The organism is Janibacter endophyticus (assembly GCF_016888335.1).
Taxonomy (GTDB): Bacteria; Actinomycetota; Actinomycetes; order Actinomycetales; family Dermatophilaceae; genus Marihabitans; species Marihabitans endophyticum.
Genome location: NZ_JAFEJG010000004.1, coordinates 1917230 through 1934502 on the forward strand (window position 1 = coordinate 1917230; position 17273 = coordinate 1934502).

Genomic DNA, 17273 nt, shown 5'->3' on the forward strand with positions numbered 1-17273 from the left:
CCCGGTGGGTCGGGACCGGGATCTGAAACGAAACCCGCACGAGACGGCCTACCGTCTCGACCGCACGGTGATGCGTCGGGGGATTCCATGAGCGACCCCGCGAGGCACGATCATCACGTCGGCCGCACCGAGGGCCCGGGCACTCATACTGCCCGGGCCCTCACCGCGCCCGGCGCCTGCGCGCGCCGGGTGCCTAGGATCAGGCGCATGAGCGAGCCCACCGCAGACCAGCTGCCGACCGAGGACGGTCGGGCGCTCGCCGGGGTGCCCGACGGCTTCGACCGGCTGTGGACCCCCCACCGCATGGCGTACGTGACGGGGGAGAGGCCGAGCAAGGACGCGGGGGACGGGTGCCCCTTCTGTGTCGCGCCGGGTCGGCCCGACGAGGAGAGCCTCGTCGTGGCGCGCGGCGAGCACTGCTTCGTCGTGATGAACCTCTTCCCGTACAACGCCGGTCACGTGCTCGTCTGCCCGTACCGTCACGTCTCGCTCTACGTCGACCTCACCGACGAGGAGACCCTCGAGTTCACCGCGATGACGAAGACGGCGATCCGGGTGCTCCAGGAGACCTCCGGCCCGCACGGCTTCAACCTCGGGATGAACCAGGGCGAGGTCGCCGGCGCCGGGGTTGCCGCGCACCTGCACCAGCACGTCATCCCGCGCTGGGGCGGGGACATGAACTTCCTGCCGATCGTCGCGCAGACCAAGGCGATCCCCGTCCTCCTCGAGGACGCCCGCCGGAGCCTCGCGCAGGCCTGGCCCACCGCCTGACGGTGCCAGGACGGTCCGTCCCCGGTCACGGGCCGTCCCGTCCTGGCGAGGCGGCTCAGCCGCTGCCGGCGTGCTCCGCCGCCAGACGCTCGGGCATCGGCTCGTAGCCGTGCGGGCTGCGTCGCAGCTCAGCGGTGCCGTGGGCGACGCTGCGCAGCGCGATCGGGTAGTCGACGAGCTCGAGCTGGGGCACGAGCGCGTCGACCCGGGTCCGCAGGCCCTCGTCGTCCTCCGCGTCGGTGCCCAGGATCTGCGCCCGGCGTCCGCCGAGGTCGGTGAGGACCGCGCCGACGTGCTCGCTGTCCACGACGATCTGCACCTCGTCGACCGGCTCGAGCAGCGTCATCACCTCGGCCGACGCCAGCTCGCGCAGGGCCAGGCCGGCTGCGGTCTGGAAGGCCTGGTCGCTGCTGTCGACGCTGTGCGCCTTGCCGTCGGTGAGGGTGACGACGACGTCGACGACCGGCCAGCCGGCGAGCAGCCCGGAGGCGAGCTGGGCGCGGGCACCCTTCTCGACGCTCGGGATGTACCCCCTCGGCACGGCACCGCCGACGACGCGCTCGGTGAAGACGATGCCGCTGCCGGGCTCGCCCGGGGCGACCTCGAGATGGCAGACCGCGAACTGACCGTGGCCGCCGGACTGCTTGACGTGCCGGCCCTGCGCGGCGGCGGGCGCGACGAAGGTCTCGCGCAGGCCCACCTTGACCGGAGCGGTGCGGACGTCGACGCCGAAACGGTCCTTGAGACGGGCCAGCACGAGGTCCTGGTGGGCCACGCCCGTGGTCCACAGGACGTCCTGCTCGGTGCGTGGGTCCCGCTCGACCCGCAACGCCGAGTCCTCGGCGGCGATCTCGCGCAGGGCAGTGCCCAGCTTGTCCTCGTCGGCCCGGGTCACCGGCTCGAGCGCGACGGGCAGCAGCGCGTCGGGCAGCGCCCACGGCTCGATGAGCAGCGGGTCCTCCGGGGACGAGATCGTGTCGGTCGTCGCGGCCGTGGCCAGCCGCGTCACGACGACGACCTGGCCGGCCACGGCGCGCTCGACCTCGACGACCTCGTCGCCGCGCGGCAGACCGACCGTGCCCACCCGCACGTCGTCGTCGTGCCCCGCCCGAGTCATGGCCTGGCCCGGGTCGAGCCGGTCGAGGTGACCGGAGACGTGCACCGCGGAGGACGGCAGCAGCGTCCCGGAGAAGACCCGCACGAGGGAGACGTGCCCGACGTAGGGGTCGCTGCGGGTGTGGACGACCTCGACGGCGAGCGGCCCGTCGGGGGAGCACGTCAGCTCGCGGGGCGAACCGCCCGAGGTGCCCGTCGCGACCGGCAGCGGCCGGCTCTCGGGCGACGGGAGACCCGCGGCGACGAGGTGCCGCACGACGTGCAGGCCGGACCCGGTCTCGGCCGAGGCGGGGACGACGGGGAAGAAGCTGCCTCTGCCCACCGCGGTGAGCAGCGCGTGCTCGATCGTCTCGAAGTCGACCTCCTCGCCGCCGAGGTAGCGCTCCATGAGGGTCTCGTCCTCGGACTCCTCGATGATCCCCTCGATGAGCGCCGAGCGGTACGTCTCGAAGAGGACGGCGTGCTCCTCCCGGGCTGGACGGACCTCCCGCTCGGGCCGCGAGTAGTCGTGCACCTCGCCGAGGACGAGGTCGACCACCTGGGTGAGCGCACCCCCTTCGCCCGCCACGGGGATACCGAGCGGCTGGACGCCCTGGCCGAAGACGGCCTGGCACTCGGCGAGGGTCGCCGCGTAGTCGGCGCTCTCGGCGTCGAGCTGGACGACGACGACTGCGCGCGGCGTCCGGGTGAGCGCGCACTCGTGCCAGAGCGCGCGGGTGCTCGCGTCGACACCGTCGGCGGCGGAGACGACGAAGAGCGCGGAGTCCGCGGCACGCAGGGCGGCCCGCACCTCGCCGACGAAGTCGGGGTGCCCGGGGGTGTCGAGCAGGGTCAGGGCGAGATCGGTGCCCGGCAGCGCCGCGGTCGCGGCGACGAGCGCGCTCGACCGGTCGACCTGGTCGGCCCGGGTGCGCACGCCGGTGAGCACCTCGAAGAGACGGGACTTGCCGGAACCAGAAGGACCCACCAGTGCGACGTTGCGCAGCTGGTGGGCCCCTTCGACGACCGGCACCTGGTGTGACTTGCGTTGTTGTACGGCCATGCCTCCACCCAACCCCTGGGGGCCGGCGCATGCAAGGAAGCCGGGCCACAGTGACGAACCAGACACGGCCGGAGCGGCGGCGCGGCGGGTCGCCCACCGCCGACTACCCTGGGGCTCGCCATGCTCAACAAGTACGCACGTGCCTTTTTCACCAAGGTCTTCACCCCGATCGCCCGGCTGCTCCTGCGCCTCGGGATCTCACCCGACGCCGTGACCGTCGTCGGGACCCTCGGCGTGTGCTTCGGTGCCCTCTTCTTCTTCCCCCGCGGCGAGCTGCTCGTCGGTGTCCTCGTCATCACCGGCTTCGTCTTCTCCGACACGCTCGACGGGATCATGGCGCGGCTGCAGGGGCGCCAGGGCGTGTGGGGCGCCTACCTCGACTCGACCCTCGACCGCTTCGGCGACGCCGCGGTCTTCGGCGGGCTGGCGATCTGGTTCTTCACCGGGGGAGAGGACCTGCTGACCGCCAACCTCGCGCTCGCCTGCCTCATCCTCGGCAGCCTCGTCTCCTACGCGCGCGCCCGCGCCGAGGGCGTGGGGCTGCGCGCCGACGTCGGCATCGCCGAGCGGGCCGACCGGCTCGTGAGCACGCTCGTGACGACCGGCTTCGTCGGGCTCGGTCTGCCCGTAGTCGTGCTCACCGTCGTCCTCGCACTGCTCGCGGTGGCCAGCGCCGTGACCGTGCTGCAGCGCGTGCTCACGGTGCGCCGCCAGGCCCTCGCCCTCGCACCCCAGGACTGACGTGCGGGGTCTCCACCGCTTCCAGCAGCGGCTCACGGTGCTGGCCTTCCGGGCCGCCTGGGCGCTCCTGCGCATGGTGCCCGCACCCGTGGCGTACGCGCTCTTCGACGCGGTGGCCGGGCTCGTCCACCGGCGGGGTGGCCCCTCCGTGGCGCGGCTGCGCAGCAACTACGCGCGGCTGCGGCCGGACCTCGACGACGCAGCCCTCGACCGGCTGACGGGCGAAGGGGTCCGCCGCGCCTTCCGCTACTACGTCGAGGCCTTCCGTCTGCCGGCCCTGTCGACGGACGAGGTCGACGACCTCGTCGAGGTCGTGGGGGCCGAGCACTTCGACGCCGAGCTCGATGCGGGGCGACCCGTGCTCGCCTTCCTCGGACACACGGGCAACTGGGACCTCGCGGGCGCGTGGTGCGCGCGCCGCTTCGGCCACGTCGTGACGGTCGCCGAGCGGCTCGAGCCGGAGGAGATGTTCCGCGCCTTCCTCGACTTCCGCGAGGGTCTCGGCATGACGATCCACCCCGTCGAGCGGGGGACCTACCAGCGGCTCGTCGACCACCTGCGGGAGGGCCGCCCCTACGTCATGCCGCTGCTCGCCGACCGTGACCTCTCGGCCTCGGGTGTCGAGGTCGACCTCGCCGGCCGCCCCGCCCGCGTGGCCGCGGGACCGGCAGCCCTGGCCGTCGAGACCGGCGTCGCCCTCTTCCCCGTGTCGATGCGCCACCTGCGTCGTGGACGCCACCGCTGGGGGATGCAGATCACGATCCACCCGGCGGTGCCCGTGGCGACCGCGGGGACCCGGGCTCAGCGGGTGGCCGCCACGACCCAGGCCTGCGTCGACGTCCTGGGCGCCGCGATCGTCGAGCACCCCGAGGACTGGCACATGATGCAGCGGGTCTTCGTCGCCGACCTCGACCCGGAGCGGCTCGCCCGGCCCGAGGAGGCGGCATGAGGATCGGTCTGGTCAGCCCGTACTCCTTCGACGTGCCGGGCGGCGTCCAGTTCCACATCCGTGACCTCGCCAGGCACCTCATCGCCCACGGCCACCAGGCCTCGGTCCTGGCACCCGCCGAGGAGGGCACGCCCCTGCCCGACTACGTGACCTCCGCCGGGCGCGCCGTCCCGATCCGCTACAACGGCTCCGTCGCGCGGCTCAACTTCGGCCCGCTCGTCGCCAACCGGGTCTCCCGCTGGATCTCCGACGGCGACTTCGACCTGCTCCACATCCACGAGCCGGTGACCCCGAGCGTCGGCATCCTCGCGCTCTGGGCCTCGACCCAGCCCGTCGTCGCGACCTTCCACACCTCCAACCTGCGCTCCCGGGCGATGCAGGCCGCCTACCCGCTGCTGCGCCCCTCGCTGGAGAAGATCAGCGGCCGGATCGCGGTCTCCGAGGACGCCCGGCGCACGGTGACGACGCACCTCGGCGGCGACGCCGTCGTCATCCCCAACGGCGTCGACACGGCGTTCTTCGCGCAGGCCCGCCCGCGAGCCGCTTGGCAGGGCACCGCGGAGCGGCCGACGATCGGCTTCCTCGGCCGGATCGACGAGCCGCGCAAGGGGCTGCCGGTCCTCGCCGAGGCGATGCGCGCTGTCCTGCGTGAGATCCCGGGCGCCCGTCTCCTCGTCGTCGGCCCCGGGTCCGTCCAGGCCGCCGAGGCGCGGCTCCCGGAGGACGTCGCGGCGGCGACGGAGATCCTCGGCCCGCTGAGCGACGAGGACAAGGCCACCTTCCTCGCCTCGGTCGACGTCTACGTCGCGCCGCACACCGGCGGCGAGAGCTTCGGGATCGTCCTCGTCGAGGCGATGGCGGCCGGCGCGCCGGTGCTCGCGAGCGACCTGCCGGCCTTCGTCCGGGTCCTCGACGGCGGGCAGGCCGGTGCCAGCTTCCGCACCGAGCAGACCGACGACCTCGCCGACCAGCTCGTCACGCTGCTGCGCGACGACGACCGGCGCGCAGAGCTCACCGCCCGGGGCCGGCGTCGCGCCGCGACCTTCGACTGGGACGTCGTCGCGCGGGAGATCATCGCGGTCTACGAGACGGTCCTCGACGCGCGCACGCTGCGCGACGTGTCGGCCCCGCGCCGGAGGGAGAGCCGATGAGCACGCTCGAGTGGGTGGCCATCACGCTGGCCGTCCTCTTCCTGCTCGCCTGGTACCTCAGCTACTCGGCCGCTCGTCTCGACCGGCTCCACGCGAAGGTCGAGGGAGCGCTGTCCGCCCTCGACGCAGCCCTCGTCCGCCGGGCCGAGGCGGCCCTCGAGCTCGCGAACTCGGGCGCGCTCGACCCCGCGACCGGTTTCCTCCTCGCCTCCGCGGCGAGCGAGTCCCTCGAGCGGACTACCGAGCGGACCTTCGAGCAGGACCTCCTCGAGGGTCAGCACTTCGCCGGCCGCGAAGGGGTGGAGTCCGAGCTGACCGAGGTCCTCGTCGCCGCCCTCTCCGGCGAGGTCGGGCGGCACGTCGAGTCCGGCGGCGGTCCCGGTGGGGCGGCGCTGGAGCGCCTCGACGCCACGGGTCTGCGGGTGCAGCTGGCCCGCCGCTTCCACAACGACGCCGTCAAGGAGGTCCAGCGGGTGCGGTCCAAGCGCGCGGTGCGCTGGTTCCGCCTCGCCGGTCACGCCGAGCTCCCTCAGACCGTGGAGTTCGACGACTCGCTGCCCCGGCGCTGAGCGTCAGCCGGTCGCGACCCGGCTGCCGTGCGTGCAGACCGTGAGCCGGTCTCCGCGCGCGAAGGCCACGAGCGTGACACCCAGCTGCTCCGCGGCCTCGACGGCCAGGCTCGACGGGGCCGAGACGCAGGCCAGCACCGGCACCCGCGACACCGCGGCCTTCGCGACGATCTCGAAGCTGGCCCGTGAGCTGACGACGAGCAGCGGGGGAGGCGGCGCGTCCTCGAGCAGGACCGCCCCGAGCACCTTGTCGACGGCGTTGTGCCGGCCGACGTCCTCACGGGCGTAGAGGACCTCCCCGTCCACGGTCGCGGCGGCAGCGCCGTGCGTGCCGCCGGTGCGGGCGAAGATCTTCTGCGAGGCCTTGAGCCCGTCGAGGGCCGTCGCGATCGCCGAGGGGGCGACGCTCACCCCTTCGCCGCTCACCGGCTGCCCGCCGAGCCGCTGGGTCACCGCGTCGACGGTCGTCGACCCGCAGAGCCCGCAGCCGCCGAAGGCGGCGAGGCTGCGCTGGCTGCTCAGCGGCACCCCGCCCGGGACGGTGAGCGCCAGCTCGAGCACGTTGAGCGTCCCGGTGTCGGTGCAGAAGCGGGCGGTCCGGACGTCCTCGCGGGTCGTGATGACCCCCTCGGCCCGGAGCAGCCCGTGGGCCAGCTCGACGTCGTCGCCCGGGGTGCGCATCGTCAGGGTGAAGGGCTCGCCGTCCACCCGGATCTCCAGCGGCTCCTCGACGGCGAGCGTGTCGACCCGGCGGTCGACCTCGTCACCGCGGTAGCGGGTGACGAGCCGTCTGTCGGTGCGTCGTCCCATCGCGCCAGTATGACGAAGGGGAGCTCCCCCCCAGTGATCGGGACCCCCGGATGGTGCACGCTGGGGCCATGCAGATGCTCGTCGACCTCGTCCCGCACCTCGTCGCCGTCCCGGCCGCCCTGCCCGACCTCAGCCAGGTCGACCTCGGCGCGGTCGCCGACCTCGTCGAGGCGCGGCGTCGCCGGCGCTGGGGGGGCTTCACGCTCCTGCCCATCCTGTGCTGCCTCCTCCCGCTCGCCCTGGCCGCGGTCGCGATCTGGTTCGCGCTGCGGCGGCGGGGCACACCGGGGAGCTACCAGCAGGGTGGGCACACCCCGCAGGGGCCGTACCGCCAGGCACCCGGCCCGTACGGCGAGCAGCCCCGTGACCCCGACGAGCGCCCCGGCAGCCAGCCGCCACCCCCGCCGGGCGCCTGACCCGCCGTCCGGTTCGTGGCGACTACAGTTGGCCGCCGGACCGAGACGCAGGACCAGAGGGAGACACCAGTGGCTGGCCACTCCAAGTGGGCGACGACCAAGCACAAGAAGGCGGCGATCGACGCCAAGCGCGGCAAGCTCTTCGCCAAGCTCATCAAGAACATCGAGGTCGCGGCGCGCACCGGCGGGGGTGACCCGTCCGGCAACCCGACGCTCTACGACGCCATCCAGAAGGCGAAGAAGTCCTCGGTCCCGAACACGAACATCGACAACGCCGTCAAGCGCGGCTCCGGCGCCACCGCCGGGGGCGCCGACTGGGAGACGATCGTCTACGAGGGCTACGCCCCGGGCGGGGTGGCCCTCTTCATCGAGTGCCTCACCGACAACCGCAACCGCGCCGCCACGGAGGTCCGCACCGCCCTGACCCGCAACGGTGGGCAGCTCGCCGACCCCGGCTCGGTCGCCTACGTCTTCGACCGCAAGGGCGTCGTCATCGTGCCCAAGGAGCAGGAGACCGGCGCCGGCAGCGCGCTCGACGAGGACTCCCTCCTCGAGGTCGTCCTCGAGGCGGGCGCCGAGGAGGTCAACGACCACGGCGAGGCCTGGCAGATCGTCTCGGAGGCCACCGACTTCGTCGCGGTCCGCACGGCGCTGCAGGAGGCCGGGATCGACTACGACTCCGCCGAGGCCTCGTGGGTGCCGAACCTCCAGGTGCCGCTCGACGCCGACGGTGCCCGCAAGATGATCCGGGTCGTCGAGGCGCTCGAGGACAGCGACGACGTCCAGGACGTCTACGCCAACGGTGACATCTCCGACGAGGTCCTCGCCGAGCTCGAGGCCGAGGACTGACCGGTCCGGGGCAGACCTCGGCACCGCCCCCGCGCGTGTCGCTCACCGGCACGACGGGGGCGGCTGCGTAGTTTGGGGTCCGAACAGGTGTTCGGACGCTCCCGTGGGCTCCCGCCACGGGCGAAGGGAGACGACGTGCGAGTCCTCGGGGTGGACCCGGGTCTGACCCGGTGCGGCCTCTCGGTCATCGACCGGGGTCCCCGAGGCGACCTCTCGCCGTCCGCGGCGAAGCCGCGCATGGTCGCCGTGGGCGTGGTGCGGACGACGAGCGACCGGGTGACCGGTGACCGGCTCGCCTATCTCGCGGGCGAGCTCGACTCCTGGCTCGAGCGCTTCGAGCCCGACGTCATCGCGATCGAGCGGGTCTACATGGCCGAGCACGTCCCGACCGTCATGACGACGGTCATGGCCAGCGGTCTCGTCCACCTCGCCGGTGCCCGGCGAGGTCTCGTCGTCCACGAGCACACCCCGACCGAGGTCAAGGCCGCGGTCACCGGCTCCGGCCGGGCGGACAAGGCCCAGGTCACGAGCATGATCACCCGCGTCCTGGGGCTGAGCGAGGCACCGCGCCCCGCGGACGCCGCCGACGCACTCGCCGTCGCCCTCTGCCACGTCTGGCGGGGCAGCGGCACCACCCGCCTCGCCGAGGCCGCGGCCTCCGAGCGTGCCCGACTCGCTGCCCTGGGAGGCCGAGCATGATCGCGTCCGTCACCGGTACCGCCCGCCACGTCGGCCTCGACCGGGTCGTCGTCGAGGTCGGGGGAGTGGGCATGCTCGTCCACACCCCGCCGGCCGTCGCCGCGGCCGCCCGGACGGGCAGCGCCCTCTCTCTCGCGACGACGCTCGTCGTGCGTGAGGACTCGATGACCCTCTACGGCTTCGCCGAGGAGGGGCACCGCGACACCTTCGAGCTGCTCCAGACCGTCTCCGGCGTCGGCCCGCGCGTCGCGCTGGCCATCGTCTCCGTCCTGACCCCCGAGCAGCTCGCGGCGGCCATCGCCGACGAGGACGTGCGCACCCTCACCAAGGTGCCGGGCATCGGCAAGAAGGGCGCGGAGCGGCTCGTGCTCGAGCTGCGCGACAAGATCGGCGTCGTCCCCGGGGCCGGCGGCGCCGCGCCGGCCGCCGCACCGACCGGGCTGCCCTGGCGGGCCCAGGTCGTCGAGGCGCTCGTCGGGCTCGGCTACTCGGGCTCGCAGGCGGAGTCCGCGGTCGACCGTGCGGCACAGGGGCTCGGTGACCAGCCCGACGTCTCCGAGGCACTGCGCGCCGCACTGCGGGAGCTCGCCGGATGAGCGGCGAGGGCTTCAGCTCCGAGATCCGCGAGCCGGACGAGCCGTACGGCGACGGCTCGTACGAGGCGACCGCCCGGATCGTCGACGCGGCGGCGGAGGACGACACGGCCGTCGAGGCGGCGCTGCGCCCCAAGCGGCTCGCCGACTTCCCCGGCCAGACCAAGGTGCGCGACCAGCTCGGCCTCGTCCTCGAGGCAGCCCGTCGGCGTGCGGCCCCGCCAGACCACGTCCTGCTCTCCGGCCCGCCCGGGCTCGGCAAGACGACCCTGGCCCTCATCGTCGGTGCGGAGCTCGGCCAGCCGGTCCGGGTGACCTCCGGCCCGGCCATCCAGCACGCCGGCGACCTCGCGGCGATCCTCTCCTCGCTCGTGGAGGGGGAGGTGCTCTTCCTCGACGAGATCCACCGGATGTCGCGCTCGGCGGAGGAGATGCTCTACCTCGCGATGGAGGACTACCGGGTCGACGTCGTCGTCGGCAAGGGCCCCGGGGCCACGGCGATCCCGCTCGAGCTGCCGCCCTTCACGGTCGTCGGGGCCACGACCCGCGCCGGGCTGCTCCCCGCGCCGCTGCGCGACCGCTTCGGCTTCACCGGTCACCTCGACTACTACGAGACCGCCGATCTCGAGACGATCCTGCACCGCTCCGCCGGCCTCCTCCAGGTGCCGGCCGACGCGGCCGGCATCGGCGAGATCGCCCGACGCTCCCGCGGCACGCCGCGCATCGCCAACCGGCTGCTGCGCCGCGTCCGGGACTGGGCGCAGGTGCACGGCGACGGTGCTGTCGACGAGCGAGCGGCCCGGGCAGCCCTGACCCTCTTCGACGTCGACGAGGCCGGCCTGGACCGGCTCGACCGCGGCGTCCTCGAGGTGCTCTGCCACCGCTTCGGCGGCGGCCCGACCGGGCTGTCGACCCTCGCGGTGGCCCTCGGGGAGGAGACCGACACCGTCGAGACGGTCGCCGAGCCCTACCTCGTCCGTACCGGCTACCTCGCCCGGACCCCGCGCGGGCGGGTCGCGACCGCCCTGGCCTGGCGGCACCTCGGTCTCGACGCCCCCGCCGGCGACCAGGACGCGCTCCCGATCGAGGAGACCGGACGTTTCGGCGGCTGAGCAGCGACCCGGTGCAGGCGCCGAGGCGCGCGGACAGATGCGCGGTCGGGCGATGTCCAGGATGCTGTCCTAGACTGCGACCTGGCCCGGGCGACCGGGCCTCGCTGCCGTCTCGTGACAGGCGCCGCAGCCCGCACTGCCCAACGACGAAGGCTCGCTGACCCACGATGAACGACGGCTCCTCCCTCGGGACCCTGCTGATCCTGCTCCTCCCGCTCCTCTTCATCGTCTACATGGCGATGTCGGCCCGGCGCCGGCAGCGGGCGATGGACGACTTCCAGAGCTCGCTCGTCGTCGGCGAGGAGGTCGTGACCACCTCCGGGATCTACGGTCGCCTCACCTCGGTCGGTGACACCACGGCCGAGCTCGAGATCGCCCGGGGCACGACCATCCGGGTCGACAAGCGCGCCATCGGCGTGCGCACCGCGGACCTCCCCGGGCACGGACAGGCCGGCACCGGCCCGACGGACCAGGCCTGATGGCGAGCAGGACGGGCGCGGAGAGCCGCGCCAAGGACGTCGCCAAGCGCTCCCTCGTCTGGCTTTTCGTCGCGATCGGCGTGCTCACCGCGGCGCTCGGCTTCGGCGTCGCCCGCTCTGACGCCTCCTGGGCTCCAGAGCTCGGGCTCGATCTCCAGGGCGGCACCCAGTTCATCCTCGAGCCGGTGCTCGAGGGCGGCCAGGACGTCAGCAGCCAGCAGCTCGAGCAGGCCCGCGACATCATCGTCCAGCGCATCGACGCCCAAGGCACGAGCGGTGCCGAGGTGACCACCCTCGGCGGCCAGAACATCGTCGTCGCCATGGCCGGCCGGCCGACCGAGGCCCAGCGCAACGCCATCACGAGCGCCTCGCAGATGCAGTTCCGCCCCGTCCTCGCGACGATGCCCGGCACGAGCGAGCCCGCGCCGGAGCAGACCGGGCCCGAGGCTCCGGCACCCTCCGGCCCGGCCACCTCGGGCGAGACGCGCGGGCCGTCCGCGGACGAGGCGTCCCCGACCTCCGCGTCCCGCGACGAGGCCCGCACCGCCCCGGCCACGACCACCCCTTCGCCCTCCTCGACCACCCCCTCCCCGTCGAGCACCCCGGCCGAGACCGGGCCCGCGACCTCCACCGAGCCGGCCCCCGCCGGCGACTCGTGGACCCCGACCGGCGAGCCGAAGGGCCCCACCGACCCGAACAACATCTCGACCGAGCTCTACGAGGAGTTCCTCGCCCTCGACTGCGAGCAGCGCACCGACACCCGTCCCAACACCACGCCGGACCAGGCGATCGTCGCCTGCGACGACGACGGTGCGACGAAGTACATCCTCGGCCCGCAGATGGTCCCCGGCTCCGAGATCAAGGACGCCGCCGCTGGCTACCGGTCGACCCAGCAGGGCCAGATCACCAACGAGGTCGAGATCAACCTGACCTTCGGCGGCGACGGGGTCAAGCGCTACGCCGACGTCTCGCGCGAGCTCGTCGCCCTGCCGAGCCTGAGCAACGTCAGCCCGGTCAACCCGCCCGGCTCGTACAACGCCCTCGCGACGGTCTATGACGGCACGGTCCTCGTCGCCCCGTACTTCAACGAGGCCATCCCCAACGGCACGTCCTCGATCAGCGGCAGCTTCACCATCGAGGAGGCGCGGGCCCTCGCCCAGTCGCTGAAGTTCGGTGCCCTGCCGATGACCTTCGAGACCAACCAGGCCGTGACGATCAGCCCGACGCTCGGCTCCGAGCAGCTGCGCTACGGCATCATCGCCGGCATCCTCGGCCTGCTCGCAGTCATCGTCTACTCGGTCTTCCAGTACCGCGTGCTGGCCCTCGTGACCATCGGCTCGATGGTCATCGCCTTCGGGATCACCTATCTCGCGATCGCGCTGCTGTCGTGGGGCTACGGCTACCGCCTCGACATGGCGGGCGTGACCGGTCTGATCATCGCCATCGGTGTCACCGCGGACTCCTTCATCGTCTACTTCGAGCGGGTCCGTGACGAGCTGCGCGAAGGGAGGAACGTGCGGGCCGCCGTCGAGGCCGGCTGGGCGCGGGCCAAGCGGACGATCCTCGTGGCCGACGGCGTGAACTTCATCGCCGCCGTCGTCCTCTACGTCCTCGCCAGCTCGGGCGTGCGCGGCTTCGCCTTCACGCTCGGTCTCACGACGCTCATCGACCTCGCGGTCTTCTGGCTCTTCACCCACCCGCTGCTCACGCTGCTCGCCCGCCGGAAGTTCTTCTCCTCGGGCCACCGGTGGTCGGGTCTCGAGGTCGAGAGCCTGCAGCAGGCCGGCGTCCGCTACCGCGGACGCGGACAGTTCGACGTCCCCGAGGAGCGCCAGAGCGTGCGCCCCGGCGTCACCAGCGACGGAGGTGCGGTCGTATGAGCCGTATGGCGGACTTCGGCAACGACCTCTACACCGGTCGCCGATCGATCGACTTCGTCGGCAAGGCGAAGACCTGGTACGCGATCACCGCGGTGATCATGCTCGTCGCCCTGGCCGGCTTCGCCGTGCGCGGGCTCAACCTCGGCCTCGAGTTCGAGGGTGGCTCGGAGTTCCGCGTCGCGGCCGAGCAGGTCTCCGACGGCTACCAGACCCAGGCCACGGACGCGGTCCGCGAGGTCGTCGGGGCGGACACCTCGGCGAACGTCACCCTCATCGGCGGCAACCAGGTCCGGGTCCAGACGGAGAAGCTCGAAGAGGCCGAGATGCTCGACGTCAGCGAGTCGCTGGCGCAGACCTTCGACGTGGATGCCCAGCAGGTCACCGAGAACACCATCGGCGCCTCGTGGGGCGCCTCGGTGAGCCAGCAGGCGCTGCGGGCGCTCGTCGTCTTCCTCGTCATCACGACGCTGCTCATGGCGCTCTACTACCGCAACTGGAAGATGGCAGCGGCGGCGATGGTCGCCCTCGCGAGCGACATGATCATCACCGTCGGTATCTACACGTGGTCCGGCTTCGAGGTCTCGCCGGCGACGGTCATCGGCTTCCTCACCGTCCTCGGATACTCGCTCTACGACACCGTGGTCGTCTTCGACAAGGTGCGCGAGAACATCGCCGACGCCTTCCAGACCCGGCGGCAGACCCTCGCCGAGGCCGCGAACCTCGCCGTCAACCAGACCCTCGTGCGCTCGATCAACACGACGGTCATCGCCGTCCTGCCGATCATCGCGGTGCTCATCATCGGCTTCGCCAAGGTCGGCCCCGGCACCCTGCTCGACCTCTCGCTGGCCCTCTTCATCGGCATGGTCATCGGTGCCTTCTCCTCGGTCTTCATCGCGACGCCGCTGCTCGTCCAGCTGCGCGCGAAGGACGACGTCGTCGTCGAGCTCGACCGGATGGCGGCGAAGCACCACGAGCGCGCCGGGGACCGCGAGCGGACCCCGGTCGGCACCGCGGCCGCCGCACCCTCGGGCGGGTCGACCACGGCCGGTCAGGAGGGGCCCTCCGGTGCCGGCAGCCCGGCAGCCACCCCTTCGCCGGCAGCCGACGGCGGTGAGCAGACGGTCACCGGACGCAAGCTCCACAAGTACGCGCAGTCCGGTCCGCGCAACCAGCCGCGGAAGCAGCCGCGGTCCAGGCGATGACGATCGACGCGTCGCGCGCGGAGACCGCGCAGCTCGTCGGCTCGCTGCTGCGGGACGTCCCGGACTTCCCCGAGCCGGGGGTCCTCTTCAAGGACATCACCCCGCTCATCGGTGACGGCGCCGCCCTCGCGGCGGTGGCGCGGGTCATGGCCGAGCCCTACCGCGATGCGGGCCTGACCTCGGTGGTCGGGCTCGAGGCGCGCGGCTTCATCTTCGGGACCGCGGTGGCGCTCGAGCTCGGGGTCGGCTTCGTCCCGGTGCGCAAGGCGGGCAAGCTGCCGGCGCAGACGGTCTCGCTCGACTACTCGCTCGAGTACGGGACCGCGACGATCGAGATCCACGAGGACGCGGTGCTGGCGGGGGGGCGGGTCGTCGTCGTCGACGACGTGCTGGCCACCGGGGGCACCGCCGCCGCGGCCGTCGAGCTGCTCGAGCAGGTCGGCGCCGAGGTCGTCGCCGTGGACGTCGTCGTCGAGCTGGCCGCGCTGAGGGGCCGGGAGCGGCTGGAGGGTCGCGAGGTCACCGCGCTGCTCACCGTCTAGGCTTCGTCCATGACAGACCCGCGGCCGAGCACAGGACCCGCCACCGGCGGATTCTCGGCGCGCCAGCTGGCCCGGGCCTCGCTCGCCCGCATCGGGTCGCGGGCGACGACGACCGCGCTGCCCGAGCTCGAGCCGCTGCTCCAGGTCGTCCGCAAGACCCACCCCAAGGCCGACCTCAGCGTCATCGAGCAGGCCTACCGGGTCGCCGAGCGCGCGCACGAGGGGCAGCGCCGCAAGAGCGGCGACCCCTACATCACCCACCCCGTCGCCGTCGCGACGATCCTCGCCGAGCTCGGCATGACCCCCGTGACGCTCGCTGCCGCGCTGCTGCACGACACCGTCGAGGACACCGACTACTCCCTCGACCAGCTCGAGGAGGACTTCGGGGCCGAGATCGCCAAGCTCGTCGACGGCGTCACCAAGCTCGACAAGGTGACCTACGGCGACGCCGCGCAGGCCGAGACGGTCCGCAAGATGGTCGTCGCGATGGCCCGCGACATCCGCGTGCTCGTCATCAAGCTCGCCGACCGGCTGCACAACGCCCGCACCTGGAAGTACGTCTCGCAGGGATCGGCCCAGCGCAAGGCCCAGGAGACCCTCGAGATCTACGCGCCGCTGGCCCACCGGCTCGGCATGAACACCATCAAGTGGGAGCTCGAGGACCTCTCCTTCGCGACGCTCTACCCCAAGGTCTACGACGAGATCGTCCGCCTCGTGGCCGAGCGGGCGCCGGCGCGCGAGGAGTACCTCGCCACGGTGCGCGCCCAGGTCGTCCTCGACCTGCGCGAGGCCCGGATCAACGCCACCGTCACCGGCCGGCCGAAGCACTACTACTCCGTGTACCAGAAGATGATCGTCGGCGGTCGCGAGTTCGGCGAGATCTACGACCTCGTCGCCGTCCGCGTCCTCGTCGACAGCGTGCGCGACTGCTACGCCGCCCTCGGGGCCCTGCACGCCCGGTGGAACCCGCTGCCCGGCCGCTTCAAGGACTACATCTCGCTGCCGAAGTTCAACATGTATCAGTCGCTGCACACGACGGTCATCGGCCCGCAGGGCAAGCCGGTCGAGATCCAGATCCGCACCCACGCGATGCACCGTCGCGCCGAGTACGGCGTCGCCGCGCACTGGAAGTACAAGGACGACCCCACTGCCCGCGTCGCGAAGGGCAACGACACGGGCAACGTCTCGGAGATGGCCTGGCTGCGGCAGCTGCTCGACTGGCAGCGCGAGACCGCCGACCCGGGGGAGTTCCTCGACTCGCTGCGCTACGAGATCAACGCTCGCGAGGTCTACGTCTTCACCCCCAAGGGGCAGGTGATCGCCCTGCCCGCCGGAGCGACCCCGGTCGACTTCGCCTACGCCGTGCACACCGAGGTCGGGCACAAGACCATCGGTGGCCGGGTCAACGGGCGACTCGTGCCGCTCGACTCCACCCTCGAGACCGGCGACGTCGTCGAGGTGCTCACGAGCAAGGCCGAGGGCGCGGGCCCCTCCCGCGACTGGCTCGGCTTCGTGCGCTCACCGCGGGCGCGCAACAAGATCAAGCACTGGTTCTCGCGCGAGCGCAAGGAGGAGATGGCCGAGGCCGGCAAGGAGGCCATCGCCCGTGCCGTCCGCAAGCAGAACCTCCCGCTGCAGCGCCTCCTGACCCACGAGATCCTCGCCAGCGTCGCCGACGAGCAACGGCTCAACGACGTCGACGCCCTCTACGCGGCGGTCGGCGGGGGGCACGTCTCGGCCCAGCACGTCGTCTCGAGGCTCCTCGCGATCTCCGGCGGCGAGGAGGGCGCGACCGAGGACCTCGCCGAGGCGACGATGCCCGGTCCGGTGCGCAGGCGCCGGCAGAAGGGCGACCCCGGCGTCACCGTCAAGGGGATGGACGACGTCTGGGTCAAGCTCGCGCGCTGCTGCACCCCCGTGCCCGGCGACGAGATCATGGGGTTCATCACCCGCGGCAACGGCGTCTCCGTGCACCGCAAGGACTGCACCAACGCCACCTCGCTCCAGCGCGAGCCGGAGCGGCTCATCGACGTCTCGTGGGCGCCGAGCAGCAACAACCTCTTCCTCGTGCAGATCCAGGTCGAGGCGCTCGACCGCAACCGGCTCCTCTCGGACGTCACCCGGGTGCTGTCGGACTCGTCGGTGAACATCCTCTCGGCGACGGTGCACACGAGCCGCGACCGGCTGGCGAAGCTGCGCTTCACCTTCGAGATGGGCGACCCGACGCACCTGGCGCACGTCCTGGGCCAGGTCAAGCGGATCGACGGCGTCTTCGACGCCTACCGGATCACCGGGGCCACCGAGCACCCGCAGGACTGAGTCGCGCGGGCGGCTCGGCCGGGGCAGTAGACG

Annotated in this window: 17 protein-coding genes; 15 read left to right on the top strand and 2 right to left on the bottom strand. The window is 72.7% G+C overall.

Annotated features, from left to right (window positions below; all coding sequences use genetic code 11):
• Positions 1-207: 207 nt before the first annotated feature.
• On the top strand, positions 208-771 hold the full coding sequence (locus JNO54_RS09215; RefSeq protein ID WP_204143633.1) for an HIT family protein: 564 nt from the start codon (positions 208-210) through the stop codon (positions 769-771).
• Positions 772-826: 55 nt separating this feature from the next.
• Here JNO54_RS09215 and JNO54_RS09220 read toward each other — a convergent pair whose 3' ends face one another.
• On the bottom strand, positions 827-2929 hold the full coding sequence (locus JNO54_RS09220; protein WP_204143634.1) for an elongation factor G: 2103 nt from the start codon (positions 2927-2929) through the stop codon (positions 827-829).
• A 120-nt stretch (positions 2930-3049) separates the two neighbouring features.
• Between JNO54_RS09220 and pgsA the strand changes: the two genes are divergently transcribed.
• From pgsA to JNO54_RS09240, 4 genes are read left to right on the top strand one after another with little or no spacing between them, the layout of a single operon-like run.
• Complete coding sequence (gene pgsA, locus JNO54_RS09225; RefSeq protein ID WP_204143635.1) at positions 3050-3670, top strand: phosphatidylinositol phosphate synthase; 621 nt, start codon at positions 3050-3052, stop codon at positions 3668-3670.
• Between the two features lies 1 nt (position 3671).
• A complete protein-coding gene (locus tag JNO54_RS09230) occupies positions 3672-4619 on the top strand; it encodes a phosphatidylinositol mannoside acyltransferase (RefSeq protein WP_204143636.1) in 948 nt (315 codons plus the stop codon).
• Complete coding sequence (locus tag JNO54_RS09235; protein ID WP_204143637.1) at positions 4616-5770, top strand: glycosyltransferase family 4 protein; 1155 nt, start codon at positions 4616-4618, stop codon at positions 5768-5770. The genes JNO54_RS09230 and JNO54_RS09235 overlap by 4 nt, the downstream gene beginning before the upstream one ends.
• Complete coding sequence (locus JNO54_RS09240; protein WP_204143638.1) at positions 5767-6339, top strand: hypothetical protein; 573 nt, start codon at positions 5767-5769, stop codon at positions 6337-6339. Before JNO54_RS09235 ends, JNO54_RS09240 begins: the two co-directional genes overlap by 4 nt.
• A 3-nt stretch (positions 6340-6342) precedes the next feature.
• On the opposite strand, the gene fdhD is transcribed toward JNO54_RS09240, so the two are convergent.
• The gene (fdhD, locus tag JNO54_RS09245) at positions 6343-7149 is read right to left on the bottom strand and encodes a formate dehydrogenase accessory sulfurtransferase FdhD (protein WP_204143639.1); all 807 of its coding nucleotides are present in this window, start codon (positions 7147-7149) and stop codon (positions 6343-6345) included.
• 68 nt (positions 7150-7217) lie between these two features.
• Between fdhD and JNO54_RS09250 the strand changes: the two genes are divergently transcribed.
• From JNO54_RS09250 to JNO54_RS09295, 10 genes are all read left to right on the top strand, one after another.
• Entirely contained in the window at positions 7218-7565 is a 348-nt protein-coding gene (locus JNO54_RS09250) for a hypothetical protein (protein WP_204143640.1), read from the top strand.
• A gap of 69 nt (positions 7566-7634) precedes the next feature.
• Positions 7635-8414: a YebC/PmpR family DNA-binding transcriptional regulator gene (locus JNO54_RS09255; RefSeq protein WP_204143641.1), complete on the top strand. Its 780-nt coding sequence runs from the start codon at positions 7635-7637 to the stop codon at positions 8412-8414.
• Positions 8415-8549: 135 nt separating this feature from the next.
• Positions 8550-9113, top strand: coding sequence for a crossover junction endodeoxyribonuclease RuvC (gene ruvC / locus JNO54_RS09260; RefSeq protein ID WP_204143642.1), 564 nt, complete (start codon positions 8550-8552; stop codon positions 9111-9113).
• A complete protein-coding gene (gene ruvA / locus JNO54_RS09265; protein ID WP_204143643.1) occupies positions 9110-9709 on the top strand; it encodes a Holliday junction branch migration protein RuvA in 600 nt (199 codons plus the stop codon). The genes ruvC and ruvA overlap by 4 nt, the downstream gene beginning before the upstream one ends.
• Positions 9706-10818, top strand: a complete 1113-nt coding sequence (ruvB, locus tag JNO54_RS09270; RefSeq protein WP_204143644.1) for a Holliday junction branch migration DNA helicase RuvB — start codon at positions 9706-9708, stop codon at positions 10816-10818. Before ruvA ends, ruvB begins: the two co-directional genes overlap by 4 nt.
• A 167-nt stretch (positions 10819-10985) precedes the next feature.
• Positions 10986-11297, top strand: a complete 312-nt coding sequence (gene yajC, locus JNO54_RS09275; protein WP_204143645.1) for a preprotein translocase subunit YajC — start codon at positions 10986-10988, stop codon at positions 11295-11297.
• Entirely contained in the window at positions 11297-13177 is a 1881-nt protein-coding gene (secD, locus tag JNO54_RS09280; protein ID WP_204143646.1) for a protein translocase subunit SecD, read from the top strand. The genes yajC and secD overlap by 1 nt, the downstream gene beginning before the upstream one ends.
• A complete protein-coding gene (gene secF / locus JNO54_RS09285; protein WP_233703221.1) occupies positions 13174-14379 on the top strand; it encodes a protein translocase subunit SecF in 1206 nt (401 codons plus the stop codon). Before secD ends, secF begins: the two co-directional genes overlap by 4 nt.
• Positions 14376-14921: an adenine phosphoribosyltransferase gene (locus JNO54_RS09290; RefSeq protein WP_204143647.1), complete on the top strand. Its 546-nt coding sequence runs from the start codon at positions 14376-14378 to the stop codon at positions 14919-14921. The genes secF and JNO54_RS09290 overlap by 4 nt, the downstream gene beginning before the upstream one ends.
• A 9-nt stretch (positions 14922-14930) precedes the next feature.
• Positions 14931-17240: a RelA/SpoT family protein gene (locus JNO54_RS09295; RefSeq protein ID WP_204143648.1), complete on the top strand. Its 2310-nt coding sequence runs from the start codon at positions 14931-14933 to the stop codon at positions 17238-17240.
• The last annotated feature ends 33 nt before the right edge of the window (positions 17241-17273 follow it).

Coding starts and splice junctions, on each gene's coding strand:
- JNO54_RS09215 (WP_204143633.1), top strand. CDS start 208: ATGAGCGAGCCCACCGCAGACCAGCTGCCGACCGAGGACGGTCGGGCG.
- JNO54_RS09220 (WP_204143634.1), bottom strand. CDS start 2,929: ATGGCCGTACAACAACGCAAGTCACACCAGGTGCCGGTCGTCGAAGGG.
- pgsA (WP_204143635.1), top strand. CDS start 3,050: ATGCTCAACAAGTACGCACGTGCCTTTTTCACCAAGGTCTTCACCCCG.
- JNO54_RS09235 (WP_204143637.1), top strand. CDS start 4,616: ATGAGGATCGGTCTGGTCAGCCCGTACTCCTTCGACGTGCCGGGCGGC.
- JNO54_RS09240 (WP_204143638.1), top strand. CDS start 5,767: ATGAGCACGCTCGAGTGGGTGGCCATCACGCTGGCCGTCCTCTTCCTG.
- fdhD (WP_204143639.1), bottom strand. CDS start 7,149: ATGGGACGACGCACCGACAGACGGCTCGTCACCCGCTACCGCGGTGAC.
- JNO54_RS09250 (WP_204143640.1), top strand. CDS start 7,218: ATGCAGATGCTCGTCGACCTCGTCCCGCACCTCGTCGCCGTCCCGGCC.
- ruvA (WP_204143643.1), top strand. CDS start 9,110: ATGATCGCGTCCGTCACCGGTACCGCCCGCCACGTCGGCCTCGACCGG.
- ruvB (WP_204143644.1), top strand. CDS start 9,706: ATGAGCGGCGAGGGCTTCAGCTCCGAGATCCGCGAGCCGGACGAGCCG.
- yajC (WP_204143645.1), top strand. CDS start 10,986: ATGAACGACGGCTCCTCCCTCGGGACCCTGCTGATCCTGCTCCTCCCG.
- secD (WP_204143646.1), top strand. CDS start 11,297: ATGGCGAGCAGGACGGGCGCGGAGAGCCGCGCCAAGGACGTCGCCAAG.
- secF (WP_233703221.1), top strand. CDS start 13,174: ATGAGCCGTATGGCGGACTTCGGCAACGACCTCTACACCGGTCGCCGA.
- JNO54_RS09290 (WP_204143647.1), top strand. CDS start 14,376: ATGACGATCGACGCGTCGCGCGCGGAGACCGCGCAGCTCGTCGGCTCG.
- JNO54_RS09295 (WP_204143648.1), top strand. CDS start 14,931: ATGACAGACCCGCGGCCGAGCACAGGACCCGCCACCGGCGGATTCTCG.